Annotated in this window: 17 protein-coding genes; 7 read left to right on the top strand and 10 right to left on the bottom strand. The window is 73.4% G+C overall.

What is annotated here, in order from left to right; translation table 11 throughout:
* The first annotated feature begins 33 nt into the window (after positions 1–33).
* The 3 genes from MKK64_RS15200 to MKK64_RS15190 all read left to right on the top strand — a co-directional run bounded on the left by MKK64_RS15200 (position 34) and on the right by MKK64_RS15190 (position 4,337).
* A complete protein-coding gene (locus MKK64_RS15200) occupies positions 34–726 on the top strand; it encodes an ABC transporter ATP-binding protein (protein ID WP_243935784.1) in 693 nt (230 codons plus the stop codon).
* A complete protein-coding gene (locus MKK64_RS15195) occupies positions 726–3,296 on the top strand; it encodes an ABC transporter permease (protein WP_243935726.1) in 2,571 nt (856 codons plus the stop codon). The genes MKK64_RS15200 and MKK64_RS15195 overlap by 1 nt, the downstream gene beginning before the upstream one ends.
* Before the next feature lie 273 nt (positions 3,297–3,569).
* The gene (locus tag MKK64_RS15190) at positions 3,570–4,337 is read left to right on the top strand and encodes a Bax inhibitor-1/YccA family protein (RefSeq protein WP_147844215.1); all 768 of its coding nucleotides are present in this window, start codon (positions 3,570–3,572) and stop codon (positions 4,335–4,337) included.
* A 285-nt stretch (positions 4,338–4,622) separates the two neighbouring features.
* Here MKK64_RS15190 and MKK64_RS15185 read toward each other — a convergent pair whose 3' ends face one another.
* Positions 4,623–4,997 (bottom strand): DUF2794 domain-containing protein, encoded by a 375-nt coding sequence (locus MKK64_RS15185; protein ID WP_147727234.1) that lies wholly within the window; start codon positions 4,995–4,997, stop codon positions 4,623–4,625.
* Between the two features lie 414 nt (positions 4,998–5,411).
* On the opposite strand from MKK64_RS15185, the gene bluB reads away from it, so the two are divergent.
* Both bluB and MKK64_RS15175 read left to right on the top strand, forming a co-directional pair.
* On the top strand, positions 5,412–6,059 hold the full coding sequence (gene bluB / locus MKK64_RS15180; protein WP_243935725.1) for a 5,6-dimethylbenzimidazole synthase: 648 nt from the start codon (positions 5,412–5,414) through the stop codon (positions 6,057–6,059).
* Positions 6,060–6,232: 173 nt separating this feature from the next.
* Complete coding sequence (locus tag MKK64_RS15175; protein WP_243935724.1) at positions 6,233–6,748, top strand: L,D-transpeptidase; 516 nt, start codon at positions 6,233–6,235, stop codon at positions 6,746–6,748.
* A 20-nt stretch (positions 6,749–6,768) separates the two neighbouring features.
* On the opposite strand, the gene MKK64_RS15170 is transcribed toward MKK64_RS15175, so the two are convergent.
* A complete protein-coding gene (locus MKK64_RS15170; protein WP_147844212.1) occupies positions 6,769–7,077 on the bottom strand; it encodes a cupin domain-containing protein in 309 nt (102 codons plus the stop codon).
* Positions 7,078–7,155: 78 nt separating this feature from the next.
* Positions 7,156–7,407, bottom strand: a complete 252-nt coding sequence (locus MKK64_RS15165) for a DUF1674 domain-containing protein (protein WP_243935723.1) — start codon at positions 7,405–7,407, stop codon at positions 7,156–7,158.
* A gap of 78 nt (positions 7,408–7,485) precedes the next feature.
* Between MKK64_RS15165 and MKK64_RS15160 the strand changes: the two genes are divergently transcribed.
* Positions 7,486–8,916: an RsmB/NOP family class I SAM-dependent RNA methyltransferase gene (locus MKK64_RS15160; RefSeq protein ID WP_243935722.1), complete on the top strand. Its 1,431-nt coding sequence runs from the start codon at positions 7,486–7,488 to the stop codon at positions 8,914–8,916.
* A 139-nt stretch (positions 8,917–9,055) separates the two neighbouring features.
* The gene (gene panD / locus MKK64_RS15155) at positions 9,056–9,517 is read left to right on the top strand and encodes an aspartate 1-decarboxylase (RefSeq protein WP_147729911.1); all 462 of its coding nucleotides are present in this window, start codon (positions 9,056–9,058) and stop codon (positions 9,515–9,517) included.
* A 57-nt stretch (positions 9,518–9,574) separates the two neighbouring features.
* Here panD and MKK64_RS15150 read toward each other — a convergent pair whose 3' ends face one another.
* The 7 genes from MKK64_RS15150 to miaB form a co-directional block, all read right to left on the bottom strand.
* The gene (locus tag MKK64_RS15150) at positions 9,575–10,138 is read right to left on the bottom strand and encodes a YgjV family protein (protein ID WP_243935721.1); all 564 of its coding nucleotides are present in this window, start codon (positions 10,136–10,138) and stop codon (positions 9,575–9,577) included.
* 182 nt (positions 10,139–10,320) lie between these two features.
* Positions 10,321–11,514 (bottom strand): MFS transporter, encoded by a 1,194-nt coding sequence (locus MKK64_RS15145; protein WP_409566112.1) that lies wholly within the window; start codon positions 11,512–11,514, stop codon positions 10,321–10,323.
* Positions 11,511–13,172, bottom strand: coding sequence for an apolipoprotein N-acyltransferase (gene lnt / locus MKK64_RS15140; RefSeq protein ID WP_409567958.1), 1,662 nt, complete (start codon positions 13,170–13,172; stop codon positions 11,511–11,513). Before lnt ends, MKK64_RS15145 begins: the two co-directional genes overlap by 4 nt.
* Entirely contained in the window at positions 13,169–14,341 is a 1,173-nt protein-coding gene (locus MKK64_RS15135) for a CBS domain-containing protein (RefSeq protein WP_147859051.1), read from the bottom strand. Before MKK64_RS15135 ends, lnt begins: the two co-directional genes overlap by 4 nt.
* Positions 14,342–14,377: 36 nt before the next feature.
* Positions 14,378–14,884, bottom strand: coding sequence for an rRNA maturation RNase YbeY (gene ybeY / locus MKK64_RS15130; protein ID WP_147729656.1), 507 nt, complete (start codon positions 14,882–14,884; stop codon positions 14,378–14,380).
* Positions 14,884–15,966 (bottom strand): PhoH family protein, encoded by a 1,083-nt coding sequence (locus tag MKK64_RS15125; protein ID WP_243937865.1) that lies wholly within the window; start codon positions 15,964–15,966, stop codon positions 14,884–14,886. The genes ybeY and MKK64_RS15125 overlap by 1 nt, the downstream gene beginning before the upstream one ends.
* A 70-nt stretch (positions 15,967–16,036) precedes the next feature.
* Positions 16,037–17,419, bottom strand: a complete 1,383-nt coding sequence (miaB, locus tag MKK64_RS15120; RefSeq protein ID WP_147729193.1) for a tRNA (N6-isopentenyl adenosine(37)-C2)-methylthiotransferase MiaB — start codon at positions 17,417–17,419, stop codon at positions 16,037–16,039.
* Between the last annotated feature and the right edge of the window lie 91 nt (positions 17,420–17,510).

The raw sequence follows: 17,510 nt of genomic DNA, 5'->3' as shown, positions 1-17,510 counted from the left end.
GACAACCCCTCTCCCGGCAAGACCTCGCCTGCCATGTCCGCGTCCGGGACGCCAGCCATCGCTCTCTCTGGCATCGACCTCAGCCTCGGGCGGGGGGCCGCCCGCGTCCACGTGCTACGCGGCATCTCGCTCGACGTCGGCCGCGGCGAGGCGGTCGGCCTCGTCGGGCCGTCGGGCTCCGGCAAGTCGACCCTGCTGATGGTGATGGCGGGCCTCGAGCGGCCCGATGCCGGCGCGATCCGGATCGAGGACACCGACCTGGGCGCCCTCGACGAGGACGCGCTCGCACGCTTCCGCGGCCGGCGGATCGGCATCGTGTTCCAGGCCTTCCACCTCGTCCCGACGATGACCGCCCTGGAGAACGTCGCCCTGCCGCTGGAGCTGGCCGACAAGCCGGATGCCCATGCCCGCGCCCGGCGGGAGCTCGAAGCCGTTGGCCTCGGCCACCGGCTGAACCACTACCCGGCCCAGCTCTCGGGCGGCGAGCAGCAGCGCGTCGCCATCGCCCGCGCCGTCGCACCGGACCCGGCGATCCTGGTCGCCGACGAGCCGACGGGCAATCTCGACGAGGCGACCGGCCGCCAGATCGTCGACCTGCTGTTCGCGCTGAAGCGCGACCGCGGCGCGACGCTCGTCCTCGTCACCCACGATCCGGGGCTCGCCCGCCTCTGCGATCGTACGGTGCGCCTGCGCTCGGGGCGGATCGAGGAGCCGGTGGCGGCCTGATGCACGGCACCCTCTCCCAGCCCCGGCCGACGCCCGCCTCGCGCCTGCCGCTGACCCTGCGCCTCGCGCTGCGCGAGCTCCGCGGGGGCTTGCGCGGCTTCGCCGTGTTCCTCGCCTGCATCGCGCTCGGCGTCGCGGCGATCGCCGGGGTCGCCTCGATCTCGCGCTCGCTGTCGGACGGGCTCGGCCGCGAGGGCAAGCGCATCCTCGGCGGCGACCTCAGCTACAGCCTGATCAACCGCGAGGCGACGGAGCCGGAGCGCGCGGTGCTCGACGCGCAGGGGCGTGTCGACGTGGTCGCTTCGCTCCGCGCCATGGCGGTGGCGGGCGAGGGCGCGGCGCTGGTCGAGCTGAAGGCGGTCGATGCCGGCTACCCGACCGCCGGAGAGCTCGTCACCGAGCCGCAGGCGCCCCTCGCCGACCTGCTGGCCGAGCGTGACGGGATCGACGGCGCGCTCGCCGACCCGGCGCTTCTGACCCGCCTCGACCTCAAGGTCGGCGACCGGATCACGCTCGCCGGCCGGCCCTTCGCCATCCGCGCGACCCTCGTCTCGGAGCCCGACAAGATCGCCGGCGGCATCGGCTTCGGGCCGCGGCTGATCGTGTCGCAGGGTGCGCTGCGCCGCACCGGCCTGGTCCAGCCGGGAAGCCTCAACCGCTGGAGCTACCGGCTGCTGCTGCCCGGCGCCGACGATGCGGGCCTCGACGCCGCCGCCGCCCGGATCGCGGCGGCCGCTCCGCAGGCCGGCTGGGAGATGCGGGCGCGCACCAACGCCGACCCGCGGTTCTCCAAGAGCATCGAGCGCTTCACCCAGTTCCTGACGCTGGTCGGCCTCACCGCGCTGATCGTCGGCGGGGTCGGCGTCGCCAACGCCGTCAACGCCTTCGTCGAGCGCAAGCGCCCCTCGATCGCGACCCTGAAGAGCGTCGGCGCGCCGGGCTCGAAGGTCGTCGCCTTGTACCTGACGCAGGTGATGCTGATCGCCGGGCTCGGCACGGCGATCGGGCTCACTGTGGGCGCCGCGCTGCCCTTCGCCCTCGACGCGCTGTTCCGGGACAGCCTGCCCCTGCCGCTGAACCCGACGCTGGCGCCCCTCGAGCTGCTCCAGGCGGCGGCCTACGGGCTCCTCACGGCCCTGGCCTTCGCGATCGCGCCCCTGGGGCGCGCCCACGACGTCCCGGTCTCGGGGCTGTTTCGCGACACCGTCGACCCGGCAGCCAGCGGCATCCGCCCGCGCTACCGGGCGATCCTGGCGCTGGCGCTCGCCGCCCTGGTGGGGCTCGCCGTCGGCACCGCCTTCGACCGGCGCGTGGCGCTGATCTTCATCGCCGCCGCCGGCCTCGCCTTCGGCCTGCTGCGGCTGGTCGCGGTCGGCGTGATGGCGCTCGCCCGCCGGCTGCCGCATCCGCGGCGGGCCGCGCCGCGGATGGCCTTGGCCAACCTCCACCGCCCCGGCGCCCTGACGCCGGCCATCGTCCTCTCCCTTGGCCTCGGCGTGACCCTGCTGGTGACCCTGAGCCTGATCGACGTGAACGTGCGCCGCACCATCTCGGCGACCCTGCCGGCGCGCGCGCCGAACCTGTTCTTCCTCGACATCCCGGCCGCCGATTCGGGCGCCTTCCACGACTTCCTCGCGCGCCAGGCGCCCAGCGCCAAGATCGAGCGGGTGCCGATGATGCGCGGCCGCATCGTGGCGCTGGACGACGTCCCGGCCGAGAAGATCCGCCCGCCGGAGGACGTCGCCTGGGTGCTCGACGGCGACCGGGGCATCACCTACGCCGAGGACGTGCCCGAGGGCTCGACGCTCACCGCAGGCACGTGGTGGAACGCGGAGCAAGCCAGGACGCCGCTGGTCTCGTTCGAGGCGGATCTCGCGAAAAACCTCGGCCTCAAGGTCGGCAGCCGCGTCACCGTCAACGTGCTCGGGCGGAACCTCACCGCCACCATCGCCAACCTGCGCAAGGTCGAGTGGCGCAACCTCGGCATCAACTTCGTGATGGTGTTCTCCCCCGGCACCTTCCGCGGCGCGCCGCACTCGGACCTGGCGACGCTCACCCTGCCCGGGGGCACCGACGGCGCGGTCGAGAACCGGATCCTGCGCGACGTCGCCAAGGCGTTCCCCTCCGTCACCAGCGTGCGGGTGAAGGACGCCCTCGATGCCGTCGGCGACCTCGTCGGCCGGCTGGTGCTGGCGATCCGCGGCGCGAGCGCGGTGGCGGTGCTGGCAAGCCTGTTCGTGCTGGCCGGCGCCATTGCCGCGGGGCACCGGGCGCGGCTCTACGACGCCGTGGTGCTGAAAGTGCTCGGCGCGACCTGCGGACGGCTGCTGGCCGCCTACGGCCTCGAATACGGGGCGCTCGGCCTCGTCACCGCCCTGTTCGGGCTGCTCGCCGGCACGCTCGCCGGCTGGGTGATCGTCACCCGGGTGATGCGCCTCGACTTCGTCCTCGACCTGTCGGGGGCGCTGGCGGCGGCCGCGGCCGCGGTGGTGCTCGCCGTGGTGCTGGGGCTCGCCGGGACCTGGCGCATCCTCGGCCAGAAGCCGGCACCGTACCTGCGGCAGTCGTGACCCTTGCGTATCCCCCGCGTGAGCTTGCCGCGATCGTGAACGACGGCATCGGGAGCCGTCGGCGAAGTAGCAGCGAACTTTAATCCCAGACTTCGTGAACAAATTTCACCCGCGGGGATTCATCGAAAGCGCTTTTTCAAGCTCTGCCGGGCTCTTGTGCGGGGCGGCCGAAAGCAACATATTCCGACACGAGGCGCTCGATGGCGCCAGAGGTCCCCTGCGTGGGCCTCGTCTCAAACACCACGCACGAGCGAGCCTTCCGAGGTCACTCCCATGGCATTCGACAACTCTCCCTTCCGCTACGGCGCCCAGGCGCCGTCGCAGGCCGGCACCCAGGTCGCGTTCGACCAGGGCCTGCGGACCTTCATGCTCGGCGTCTACAACAACATGGTCGTCGGGCTCGGCATCTCCGGCCTCGTCGCGCTCGGCCTCAACATGGCCGCCACCACCGCGACCGCGACCGGCCGCCTGGCCCTGACCCCGTTCGGCCAGACGCTCTACAACAGCCCGCTCAAGTGGGTTCTGATGTTCGCCCCGCTCGCCTTCATCCTGGTCTTCTCGATGCGGATGGACCGGATGTCGGCCTCGTCGGCGCGGACGATGTTCTTCGCCTTCGCGGCGGTGATGGGCGCCTCGATGTCGACGCTGCTGCTGGTGTTCACCGGCGCCAGCGTGGTGCGGGTGTTCTTCATCACCTCGGCGACCTTCGGCGCGCTGAGCCTCTACGGCTACACCACCAAGCGCAGCCTTTCGGGGATGGGCTCGTTCTTGATGATGGGCCTGATCGGCATCATCATCGCCTCGATCGTCAACATCTTCCTGGCCTCGTCGGCGCTGCAGTTCGCCGTCTCGGTGCTCGGCGTGCTGATCTTCGCGGGGCTCACCGCCTACGACACCCAGAAGCTGAAGGAGATGTATCTCTCCAGCGGCTTCGACGGCGAAGCGGCGGCCAAGATGTCGGTCAACGGCGCGCTGACGCTGTACCTCGACTTCATCAACATGTTCCAGTTCCTGCTCTCGCTCCTCGGCGACCGCCGCTGAGCGAAGACGGACCCGACGAACGAAGAAGGCCCCGGCGGAAACGCCGGGGCCTTCTTCGTTCTGGGGAGCTACGCTTACGCTGCGCCACTTCCCCCAGCGGGCAATGTCCGCCCTGCGCAGCCCCGGGATGACGGGGGAGGGTCCGGAAAAGGAATCTGAAGATGTGCGAGGCCGATCGCCTGCTCGGGGGAAGGCTCCCCCGCGCCGCGATCCGAGCGCGCAGCGAGCGTACCATCGGCCAAGACGGCACCGGACGAAGGATCGCCGAGCAGAAATCCGAACGCTTCACACGGCCCGCAGGGGCTTCTCCAGCACCGCCAGCACGCGGGCGAGGTCGGTGCCGCGCTTGAGCACCACGCCGGTCGCGGCGACCACGGCGTAGGCGCCCTGGCGGCGCGCGAGCTTCGGGTCCTTCTCGATCCGGTAGAGCGGCATCTCGGAGGTGCGGCGGTAGATCGAGAACACCGCCTTGTCGCGGCGGAAGTCGAGGGCGTAGTCGCGCCACTCCCCCTCCGCGACCCGGCGGCCGTAGAGGTTGAAGATCGTGCGCAGCTCGTGCCGATCGAACGCGATCTGCGGGGCGGTGGATGGGCTCGGGAAGGGGACCACGCGGGCCGTCGAATCGTCTGTCCGGATCTCGCCGCTCGTCCGCTCGGTCATCGTTCCTCCGCCGTCGGCCTGCCGCCGTCGTCTTGCCGTCAGCCGCTGAGGATGGGCCTCGGGTGGCCGGCCCGCAAGAGTCCCGCGGCGGCGATCCGATTCGTTGCGGACGGGACACGCCCAAGAAACAAATGCCGCGCTTTCGCCCCGATCACGCCTTTCCCGAGCCGCGTTGCGGCGGGACAACGAAGGCCGAACCCTCGTCGGGTCGTGCCCGTCGACGCCCGAATCCCGAGCTCCCCAGCCCTCGGGCGTCACCGGATCCCACGACGCGACATCCCAGAGGTTTCGAGACCCAAGGACTTCAGGCCGCCCGCGAGGGCGGCCTTTTTTTGTGCCCGCCCGGCCCGTTCGATCTCCCCGGGGCCCACGGGCAGCGGGAAGGCGCAAAACCCGCTATGAGGCGGACCGACCATGACCGACCCCCGCCCGCCCCGCTTCGACGACGACTTCCGGCAGGCGCTCGACGACCTGTTCGCGTGGCGCCGCGACGTGCGCCGCTTCCGGCCCGACCCGGTGGACGAGGCCCTGCTCCGCCAGAGCCTGGCGGCGGCCCATCGCAGCCCCTCCGTCGGCAACAGCCAGCCGTGGCGCTTCGTGCGCGTCGCCGACCCCGAGCGCCGCGCCGGCGTGGTCGCGAGCTTCGAGAGCTGCAACGCCGATGCGGCCCTGCGCTACGCCGACGCCCGCCAGGCGCAGTATCGCGCCCTGAAGCTCGCGGGCCTGCGCGAGGCGCCGGTGCACCTGGCGGTCTTCTGCGACGAGGCGACCGAGGCGGGCCACGGCCTCGGTCGCGCGACCATGCCGGAGATGCTGCGCTACTCCGTGGTTGGCGCCGTGCAGACCTTCTGGCTCGCCGCCCGCGCCCGCGGCCTCGGCACCGGATGGGTCTCGATCCTCGAGCCGGCGCGCATCGCGGCGCTGCTGGACGTGCCGGGCAGCTGGCACCTCGTCGCCTACCTCTGCGTCGGCTGGCCCGTCGAGGAGCATGCCGACCCCGAGCTCGTCCGCCACGGCTGGCAGGCCCAGGACGCGACGGCGCTGGATCTGATCGAGCGGTAAAGCAGATCTTTCGACGGACGATCGCCTTTATCACGATCAAGCCCGGCGCTTTTTACCGTCTTCCCCGAAGACGGTGAGCAAGCCCGCAGTCGTCGCAGGATGAGCTGGAACGCCGAGCTTGGCCGTGGATTATTGCTGCAGCGAACGGTCACGCTCTGCAGGAAGATCCCAAGATGTCGGTCAGGAAGTACGTGTCCACGAGCCTCGGCGGCGCGCTGCTGGCCGGTCTCGTCGCGGGGGCGCCGGCCCTGGCACGCGAGGTGGTGCCGTTCTCGGACGGGGTGATGCCGGGCTCGGTGGTGATCAGCGTCTCGCAGCGCCGGCTCTACCTCGTGAACGGCGACGGAACCGCGATCCGATACCCCGTCGCGGTCGGCAAGCCGGGCAAGCAGTGGTTCGGCACCAAGTCGATCGACGGCAAGTACGTGCAGCCGGCGTGGTCGCCGCCGAGCGAGGTCAAGCGCGACAACCCGCGCCTGCCGAACCTGATCGTCGGCGGCTCGCCGCACAACCCGATGGGCGCCGCCGCGATGACGCTGTCGGGCGGCGAATACGCCATCCACGGCACCAACCGCCCGAGCTCGGTCGGCACCTGGGCCTCCTACGGCTGCATCCGGATGTACAACCAGGACGTGGTCGACCTCTACGACCGCGTCTCGGTCGGCACCCCGGTCTACGTGACGCGCTGAACGCCCCGGAACCCGCGGGATCAGGCGGCGGGCGGGGCCGTCGCCTCGATCGCCGTGAAGGTCTCCAGGATGTGGTAGGTGTGCGCGATGCCGGCCGGCACGCAGTAGGAATCGCCGGGCTCCAGCGCGACCGTCCGGTCCTCGAGCACCAGCTTGGCTCGGCCGGCGATCACGTAGCCCACGGTCTCGTGCTCCGAGGTGGTGCTCGGCTTGTCGTCGGTCGGCGGCTCGTCGCGCCACATCCGCATGGCGACCAGCGCGCCCTTCGCGAGCGCGATCTCGCCGTCGGCGCCGCTCGGCGCATCCTTGCTCGATACCTTGGTCGTCATCGGGTCCCTCGTCGCGCCATGTGCTTCGCGAGCCCAACAACGGGCCGGCACGGTCGTTCCGGCCGGCGAGGCGCGACGTCAGAAGTCGACGGCGAGCCCCTTCACCTCCCAGTCGTCGTAGCGGACCGGCTCCAGGCCGCCGCGCCCGAGGCGCTCGGGGGCGGCCGAGACCGCGGCGGCCCGCGCGTCGATCGCCCTGCGGCGCTCGGCCGCCTCCGCCAGGGCGCGCGCGGCCGCCGGGGTGAGGGGACGGGGGGCGGTCCCGCCGCCGTCCTCGACGTGTTCGGTCCGGGCTTCGTTGGTCCCGTCGCGGCTGGTTTCACCTTGCATCGGACTCGCTCAAGTGGGAGGGCATCGGGGTCCGGCGGCAGCACGCCGGCACGAAGGGTCTTTCGAGAAGTGGCATCCATGGGCAGAGGGCGCAACGCGTCCGGGCCGGCGCGGGCGGCGGGCGCGACCAAGGGTCCGCGCCCGGGGCCGAAATCGCCGCCGAAATCCGCACCGGAGGCGGTCGAGGCGGACGTCGCCGGCCTCGCCGCGCGCCGGGTGGCGCACGCCGTCGTCGCCGACCTGCTGGGCAAGAACCGCGCCCTCGCCCTGGAGGATGCGCTGGCCCAGGCGTCCCGCGTCGCGGGGCTCGACGCCGGCGATGCCGGTCTGGCGCGGGCCATCGCCACGGTCACCTTCCGCCGCCTCGGCTTCCTCCGGCGCGCGCTCGCCGCGCGGATGGAGCAGGGCCTGCCCGAGGACAAGCCGCGCCTCGTCGCGCTGCTCGCCACCGGCGCCGCCCAGATCCTCGACCTCGCCGTTCCCGACCATGCCGCGGTCGACCTCGCGGTGCGCCTGGCCAAGGCCGATCCGCAGGCGCGGCATCTCGCCGGCCTCGTCAACGCGGTGCTGCGCCGGGTCGTGCGCGAGCGCGAGGCGATCCTGGCCGAATGCGACGACCCGCTCGAGGCCAACACCCCGGATTGGCTGGCCGCGCGCTGGCGCGAGGCCTACGGGCCGGAGAAAGCCGCCGCCATCGCCCGCGCGCACCTGGCCGGCGCCGCGATCGACCTGACCCTGAAGGGCGAGGCCGGCGACTGGGCCGAGCGCCTCGGCGCGGCGGCGCTGCCCACCGGCTCGCTCCGGCTCGGCGACCTGCGGGTGCCGGTCTCCGAGCTTCCCGGCTTCGCCGATGGCGCGTGGTGGGTGCAGGATGCCGCCGCCGCGATCCCCGCGCGGCTCCTCGGCGCGCAGCCCGGCGAGCGCATCGCCGACCTCTGCGCCGCGCCGGGCGGCAAGACCGCGCAGCTCGCGAGCCGGGGCGCCGTGGTGACCGCGCTGGACCGTTCGGCCCCGCGCCTGGAGCGCTTGTCCGAGAACCTCGCCCGCCTCGGGCTGACCGCCGAGGTGGTCGTCGGCGACGCGCTCGCCTTCGAGCCCCCAAAGCCGTTCGACGCGGTGCTGCTCGACGCGCCGTGCTCGGCCACCGGCACGATCCGCCGCCATCCGGACGTCGCCTGGACCAAGACCGAATCCGACCTGATCCGCCTGCACCTCCTCCAGGCGCGCCTGCTCGACAAGGCCGCGACCCTGGTGCGGCCGGGCGGGCGCCTCGTCTACTGCACCTGCTCGCTGGAGCAGGAGGAGGGCGAGCGCCAGGTCGCCGCCTTCCTGAAGCGCAACGGCGCGTTCGAGCGGGTGCCGGTGCGGGCGGACGAGGTCGGCGGCCTCGACGGCGTGATCAACGCCGACGGCGACCTGCGCACGCTCCCGGCCCACCTCGAAGGCTCGGACAGCCGGCGCGGCGGCCTCGACGGCTTCTTCGCGAGCCGGCTGCGGCACAAGGGGTAGCGCGGGGGGCAGGGGAGCGTCCCGACCGGCCGATTGCCACGCAGGCATGCGCCGCCGTAGGAAGCGCGACGCGACCGCCCCGTCTCGGAAGTGCGGCCGCGCATCGCCGGGCCGACGTCGCCCGGCTCGGAGGAGCATGATGCAGAGCTTCGTTCGGGCCAAGCTGCACGGCATCCGCGTGACGGGCGCCGACCTGAACTATCACGGCTCGATCACGCTCGATGCCGACCTCTGCCGCGAGGCGGGGCTCGACCCGCTCGAATTCGTCGAGATCTGGAACAAGATGTCGGGGGCGCGGATCAGCACCTACGTGCTGTACGGCCCCGCCGGCTCGCGCTGCTGCGTCCTGAACGGCGCCGCCGCCCGCACCTGCCAGGTCGGCGACGAGGTCATCATCGCCTCGGCGAGCTACGGCGGCGTCGACGACGTGATCGCCCACAAGCCGCGCGTGCTGATCTTCGGCGACGGCAACGCCGTGGTCGACCGGGTCGTCTACGACGTGTTCCGCGACGACGAGGGCCGGCTCGACATGCGCATCCTCGAAGCGGAGACGGGCGCCGAGGAGCCGCCGCGGGTGGCGACCCACATCCGCGTGGCGTGAGCGTCGCGCCCCCTCGGGACGGAGGAGGGAAGCGGCGCCGCCCGCCGCGGCGCGGCCTCAGGTGGCGGGGAGCGCCCGCGGCGCCGGGCGCCGCTGATGCCGGACCAGCGACAGGGCCAGCCCCGACAGGGTCAGCAGGTCGCAGGTGAGCCCGAAGACCGAGCCGACGAGGCCGTTGTGGACGGCCCAGCACAGGCTGGCGCCGAGGAAGAGGCGCCGCATGCCCTGCGGATCGCCCTGGAGGCGGGCAGCCGTCGCCAGGAGGGCGCCGAGCCCGGCGCAGTCCGACGGCCAGCCGGACCAGGTCGCGAGCGTCGTCCCGGCGGCGACCAGCGTCGTCGCGGCGAAGAGCGGTGCCACCCAGGCGGCACGGCCCGCGGGCCCGATCGCCTGCGCCGAGACGAGGTTCTGCAGCAGGGCGATGGCGCACATCGCCGTGCCGGTGAGCGCGCCGAGATGCAGGTAGTGCAGGCCGAAGGCGGCGGCGCATCCGGCCGAGGCGAGAAGCATCCCGCGCCGATGCGGCAGGATCCCGGCGGCGAAGCCGAGCAGCAGGCCGAGGGTTCCGAAGAGGTCGAGATGCGGCTTCGCCGCGGCCCATCCGCTCAGGGCCAACGTCATCAGGGTCATGGTCCGCGCCCGGTCGGCGCGGAAGCGCGCCGCACTGGCGGCAGGCGCTAGGTCGTCATGGTAACCGGTCGGTTAACGGCCATTTCCAGTGCCCGCCCCCGTCGCTGCGGCGCAACCGCAGATCACCGCGTGGGGCGGCGCGGGCGGGACCCTCCGACGGGGGCCGGAAGCCTCTACGCCGTGCCGGCGGCTCGGGCCGCCGCGCCGACCGCCCGGTCGCGCCCGGCGCCCATCCCGGCGACGCCCGCCGCCGCGATGATCGTCGCGAACAGGGCGGCCGGGAGGACCCAGCCGTCGGTGGCGTCGTGGGCGAGGCCGAAGCCGAGGGGGCCGAGCGAGGCGAAGACGTAGCCGATCCCCTGCGCCATCGCCGAGAGGGCGCCGGCCGAGGCGGCGTCGCGGGTGCGCAGGACGAGGAGGCTCAAGCCCAGCCCGAAGCAGCCGCCGATGCCGAGGCCGAGGAGCCCGGAGGCGGGGAACCGCAGGCTCTCCGGGCCGAAGGCGAGGACGAGGAAGCCGGTCAGCGTCGCGGCCAGCACCGCGACGATCCAGCCGCGCTGGTCGCGCACGCGCGCGGCCAGCATCGCCACGACGAGGGCGCCCGGCGCCTGATGCAGCGTCACCACCGAGGCGACGAGGCCGGCATCCAGCGCCGGGAGCCCGCGCCCCTGCAGGATCGCCGGCAGCCAGCCGAACAGCACGTAGGCGAGCGAGGATTGCAGGCCCATGAAGGCGGTGACCTGCCAGGCCAACGGATCGCGCAGGAGCCGGCCCGGCGCGGCCGCCGACGACCGCTCCGGCACAGCCCGGCTCAACGGTGCCCAGGCGAGGGCGGCGACGACCGCCGGCAGCGCCCAGACCGCGAGCGCCAGCGGCCAGCCCCGGCCGATCGCCTGCTCCAGCGGCACCGCGAGGCCGGCGCCGGCGGCGGCCCCGAGGCAGAGCGTCATGGTGTAGAGCCCGGTCATCGCCCCGGCGCGGCCGGGGAAGTCGCGCTTGACCACGGCCGGCAGCAGCACGTTGGCGAGCCCGATGCCGAAGGCGGCGACCGCGGTGCCGGCGAACAGCGCCGCGACACCGCCGAGGCCGCGCAGGGCCAGGCCGGCCGCGACCACGACGATGCCGAGGAGCACGCCGCGGTCGGCGCCGAGCCGTCGCAGGATCAGCGGCGTCAGCGCGCAGGCGAGGCCGAGGCAGAGGACGGGGAGGGTGGTCAGCACCGCAGCCCCCGCCGCGGAGAGACCCGTCGCCGCGCGGATGGACGAGAGCAGCGGCCCGACGGTGCTCAGCGCCGGGCGCAGGTTGAACGCCACCGCCATCAGGCCGCAGGTCAGCAGGAGGGGCGGGATGCGCCGCGCCGCTCTCACGCGAGCCGCCGGGCCCGGAGGGCGCCCGCGAGGCAGGCGGCGAGCATCGCCGCGAAGGGCCAGTCGCCGGCCCGGCCGTAGAGGGTGCCGCCGAGGATGCGGACGGGCAGGTCGGCATCGAGCACCGCCTCCTGCTCGATCGGCAGCTGCGCGACGACGCGCCCGTGCGCGTCGATCACCGCCGAGATCCCGGTGTTGGCGTCGCGCACCAGCGGCAGGCCCTCCTCGACGGCGCGCAGGCGGGCCTGCGCCAGGTGCTGGCGCGGGCCAGGCGTGTCGCCGAACCAGGCGTCGTTGGTCACGTTAAGGATCAGGCCGGGGGGCCGATCGGCGGCGGTGGCGCCGGCCGGCAGGATCGCGCCGGGGAAGATCGCCTCGTAGCAGATCGTCGCCGCCACCGGCGGCAGGCCCGGCACGTTGAGGATGCGCTGGCCGGCGAGCGTCCCGGCCGAGAAGCCGCCCGGCACGGCCACGAACTGGCGCAGGCCCACCGCCCGCAGGGCCGCGTCGAGGGGCGCGGGCAGGTACTCGCCGAACGGCACGAGGTGGACCTTGTCGTAGCTGTCGACGATGCGGCCGCCGGGCTCGATCGCCATGATCGCGTTGAAGTAGCGCAGGCGCTCGCCGGGCAGCGGCTCCTCGGCGCGGGCCGCGCCGGTGATCAGGTGCTGGCCGGGCTCCAGCCCGGCGCCGACCTGCGCCATCGCCGCGGGATCGCGCTGGATCAGGAACGGGAAGGCCGATTCCGGCCAGAGGATGTGCGTCGGCGCCGCCTCGCCGGCCTCCGGCGGGCGCCGGCTCAGCTCGACGTAGCGGTCGACGATGTCCTGCCGGTTCTCGGGGCGGAACTTCGCGTCCTGGGGCAGGTTCGGCTGCACCAGCCGCAGGCGCACCCCGGCGATGGTGGGGGCGGGATCGGGCCCGACCCGCTCCGCGCCGTGGAGCGCCATGGCGGCCAGCACGATCGCGGCGGCGGCCGTCGGGCCGAGGCGGCTGCGCGGATGCGAGCCGGTGGCGAGCGTCGCCGGCGCGGCGCAGACGAGGACGGCGAGCAGCGTCAGGCCGTAGAGCCCGACGAGGGAGGCCGACTGCATCAGCCAGAGGTTCTGGCCGAGCGCCATGCCGAGGGTGTTCCAGGGGAAGCCGGTGAAGACGTGCCCGCGCACCCACTCGGCGCCCGCCAGCCCGAAGGCGAGGCCGGCGATGCGCGCCGGGCCGCGGACCCAGAGCAGGCCGGCGACGGCGAAGCCCGCGGCGTAGAACAGCCCGAGCGCCAGCGGCAGGCCGACGACGCCGAGCGGCAGCGCCCACAGGAACTCGTCGGCCTCCACGAGGAAGGCCGAGCCGAGCCACCACAGCCCGGCGAACAGGTAGCCGAAGCCCCAGGCCCAGCCGACCAGCGCGCAGGGGCGGAGCCGGGCGGCGACCGTGCTGCGCGAGCCCGCCGCCCCGTCCACCAGCCAGACCGCGACGACGAGGGACACGGCCAGCGCGGGCAGGAGGCCGAGGGGCGGCATCGCCAGCGCGCCGACGCTGCCGGCGAGGAAGCTCAGGGCGAGCCGGCGCCAGCCGCGCAGCAGCATGACGCCGTTGGCCAGGCGCGCGGCCGCGCCGCCCGGCAGCGTGGCTGCTGGGGGCGCTTCGGGAGCCGGCGTCACGGTGCGGGCGTCTCGATCGCGTTGACGGCAGGGGGCGCGGCGGGCGGGGGCAGGGCGAGCGGCACGGCGGAGGCCGCGATGCGGGCGGGCCCGCGCTGGAAGCGCAGGCGCTTGAGGCGGCGCGGGTCGGCGTCGAGCACCTCGAACTCGAGGTCGCCGGGGCCGGCGATGAGCTCGCCGCGCGAGGGCACGCGGCCGGCCAGCGTCACGATCATGCCGCCGATCGTGTCGATCTCCTCGGCCATCTCGCCCACCGCCGCGACGAGGTCGACGCCGGTGGCCTCGGAGACCTCGGCCAGCGGCGCGCGGGCGTCGGCCACGAACACCTCGGCCTCGCCTTCGAGGCGCTGGACGAGGCGGCCCTCGACCACGTCGTGCTCGTCCTCGATGTCGCCGACCACCATCTCGATGAGGTCCTCGATCGAGATCAGCCCATCGGTGCCGCCGTACTCGTCGATGACGAGCGCCATGTGGGTGCGGGTCGCCTGCATCCGCACCAGCAGGTCGATCGCCGGCATCGAGGGCGGCACGAACAGCACCGGCCGCTGGATGCGGGTGGAGGCGAGCGTCGCGGTGAGGTCGACGTTGCCGAGGTTGAGCGTGCGCAGGGCGCGGGCGGGCGCCCGGCGCACCCGCGGGGCGGGCTTCTGCGCGTCCTTCAGTGCATCCTTGGCCGCCTCGGCCTCGGCGGGGGCGGGCGTCGCGCCATTGGCGGCGGCCGCGGCGCTGCGGCGCGGGGCGGCCTCGGCCCGCGCGGCGATGTGGTCCACGAAGTCGCGGATGTGGACCATGCCGCGCGGGTCGTCGAGCGTCTCGCCGTAGACCGGCAGGCGGGAATGGCCGGCGGTGCGGAACAGCTTCAGCAGGTCGCCGAGGCTGGTCTCGACGGAGACCGCGACGATGTCGGCCCGCGGGATCATCACGTCGTCGACGCGCACCTTGTGCAGCCCGAGAACGTTCTTGAGCATGGCGCGCTCGAGCGGCGAGAACGCGTTCTCGCCCGAATCGGGCTCGGCCAGGGCCTCTTCGATGTCGCCGCGCAGCGAATCGCGCGGTTTCAGGTGCAGCACCTGGAGGAGGCGATCGTACCAGGGCTCGCGCGCACCCGATTCCGCCTCGTTGGAACTGAGCGCGGCCTGGGCCGCGCCGCGACTTCGATCGTGGGTCATGTCTCTCGTGTCTGGGATCGGTTGGGACGTCGTCGCTCAGCCGGCCGCGGAGTCCGCGTAAGGGTCGGGCACGCCGAGGGTCGCGAGCGCCGCGACCTCCAAGGCCTCCATGGCCTCCGCGTCCGCGTCGCCGGTCTCGTGGTCCTGACCGAGCAGGTGGAGGGTGCCATGAACCAGGAGATGCGCGAGGTGGTGGACGAGCGGCTTCGACTGCTCGGCACTTTCGCGCACCAACGTGTCGTACGCAAGAACGACGTCGCCGAGCGGCACCGCGACGCCGGCATGGGCGGGCTGCGGCGAGGACGGAAACGACAACACGTTGGTGGGCCGGTCCTTGCCCCGCCAGGTCCGGTTGAGCGCCTGCACGGTCGCGTCGTCGGCGAGCAGGACGCTGACCTCGACCGGGCCGGCGGGCGGCTCGGGGGCCGCGGCGAGACCGGCCTCGACGGCGCGAATCACGAAGGCTTCGAGGTCGGGGACCGCGCCGCTCCAGCGTTCGTCCTCGATCGCCACCTCGACAACCATGTCGATCGCGTGCCCCATCACGCGAGCGGCCGCCGCCGCGGGTTCGGGTTGCGGTCGGCATCCGCCTCGCCGTGTGCCGCGCCCTCGTAGGCGGTGACGATGCGGCGCACGAGGTCGTGGCGGACCACGTCCTTGTCCCGGAAGGTGATGCGGCCGATGCCCTCGACGCCGTCGAGCACCCGCACCGCCTCGACCAGCCCCGACTTCTGCCCCGGCGGCAGGTCGACCTGGGAGGGATCGCCGGTAACGATCATCCGCGAGTTCTCGCCGAGCCGGGTCAGGAACATCTTCATCTGCATCGAGGTGGTGTTCTGCGCCTCGTCCAGCAGCACGATCGCGTTGGTGAGCGTGCGCCCGCGCATGAAGGCCAGCGGCGCGATCTCGATCACCCCGGTCTGCAGGCCGCGGTCGACGTGGCGCGCCTCCATGAAGTCGTAGAGCGCGTCGTAGATCGGGCGCAGGTACGGGTCGACCTTGTCGCGCATGTCGCCGGGGAGGAAGCCGAGGCGCTCGCCGGCCTCGACCGCCGGGCGCGAGAGGATCAGCCGCTCGGCGTGGCCCTGCTCCAGCAGCGAGACCGCGTGGCCGACGGCGAGCCAGGTCTTGCCGGTGCCGGCCGGACCCTCGGCGAAGACGAGCTCGTTGGCGCGCAGGGCCTTGATGTAGGCGTCCTGTGCCGCGTTCCGGGCGCGGACCGCGCCGCGCTTGCGCGTGGCGATCTGCTCGAAATGCGGCCGGTCCGGCTCGGCGGCGATGGCGGCTGCCGGGAACAGCTGGCCCTGGACGGTGGCCTCCTGGATCGCGCCGTCGACGTCGCCCAGCGTCAGGGCGCTGCCGCCGGTCCGCACGCGGGCGTAGAGCTTCTCGAACACCCGGCGGGCACGCTCGGTCGCGTCCGGCGAGCCCTTGAGCACGACGTGGTTGCCCAGCGCGGTGGCCGTCACCTCCAGCCGGCGCTCGATATGCGCGACGTTCTGGTCGTACTGGCCGAAGACGAGGCTCGCGAGGCGGTTGTCGTCGAAGGTCAGCGAGACCTCGACCGGCTCGTCGTGGCCGAAGCCCGGGCCGAGCGGCCGCGCGGCGGGCCCGCGCCCGCGCAAGGGGCCGCTGCGCCCGGCCGTTCCGTCGAATGACGCCACGAACACTCCCTTCATCGCCCGGCCCGCCGCCCTACGCGGCCGCCGCGGCCTCAATCGCCGCGCCGAACAGGCTGTTGGTCCCCGCCTCGACGATGCGCACGGGCACGACCTGCCCGATGCGGGAGGTGGGGGCGTCGAACTGAACGGCGAGCAGGTGCGGCGTCTTGCCCGCGACCTGGCCGGGCCTGCGGCCGGCCTTCTCGACCAGGACCTCGACCACCTGCCCCACCGCCGCGCGCTGGAACGCGTGGCGCTGCGCGTCGAGCAGCGCCTGCAGAGCGTGCAGGCGGCCGGTCATCACGTCCTCCGGGACCGCGTCGCTGCGCTCAGCGGCCGGCGTGCCGGGGCGCGGGCTGTACTTGAAGGAATAGGCGCTCTCGAACCCGATGTCGGAGACGAGCCGCATCGTGTCGGCGAACTCGGCGTCGGTCTCGCCGGGAAAGCCGACGATGAAGTCCGAGGACAGGGCGATGTCGGGGCGGGCCCTGCGGACGCGGTCGATGATCCGCCGGTAGGCGTCGCCGGTGTGGCGCCGGTTCATCGCGGACAGGATCCGGTCGGAGCCCGACTGCACCGGAAGGTGCAGGTAGGGCATCAGCGCCGGGATCTCGGCATGGGCCGCGATCAGGTCGTCGCCCATGTCGTTGGGGTGGCTCGTGGTGTAGCGGATCCGCGCGATGCCCGGCACGCGCGCCACCGCGCGGATCAGGTCGGCCAGCGTCGCCGCGCCGCCGTCGGCCCCGAGCCCGTGATAGGCGTTCACGTTCTGGCCGACGAGGCCGATCTCGCGGACCCCGCCGGCGGCGAGCTTCTCCGCCTCCGCGACGACGGCGGCGACGGAACGCGAGACCTCGGCGCCGCGGGTGTAGGGCACCACGCAGAACGCGCAGAACTTGTCGCAGCCCTCCTGCACCGTGAGGAAGGCGGAGACGCCCGCGGTGCGGCGCGCCGGCAGGTGGTCGAACTTGTCCTCGACGGGGAATTCGGTGTCGACCACGCGCCTGGCATGCGAGCGGGCGAGCAGGTCCGGCAGCCGATGGTAGCTCTGCGGCCCGACGACCACGTCCACCACGGGCGCGCGGTGCAGGATCTCGGAGCCTTCCGCCTGCGCGACGCAGCCGGCGACGACGATGCGGGTGTCGCGGCCTTCGAGCTTCCGCGCGTCCTTGAGCACGCGCAGCCGGCCGAGCTCGGAATAGACCTTCTCGGCCGCCTTCTCGCGGATGTGGCAGGTGTTGAGCACCACCACGTCCGCCTCCTCGACGGCGTCGGTGGCGGAGAACCCCTGCTCGGCCAGGACGTCCGCCATGCGGGCGGCGTCGTAGGCGTTCATCTGGCAGCCGTAGGATTTGACGAAGGCTTTTTTCGACACCGCGTCGGGTCCCGGGTTCCTTGGGATACGGCGCGCGAACATCTCTGCGGCCGAGGCGGCACGCCTCTATCATAGATCCGGCCCGCCGTCGCGACCCGGTCCGAGCGCTTGCCAATTCGTATCCTATAGAATA

The sequence above is a fragment of the Methylobacterium sp. E-025 genome (genome assembly GCF_022829705.1).
Taxonomy (GTDB): Bacteria; Pseudomonadota; Alphaproteobacteria; order Rhizobiales; family Beijerinckiaceae; genus Methylobacterium.
Note: the sequence above shows the minus strand (reverse complement) of the source record. Positions and strands in the feature narration are given on the sequence as shown.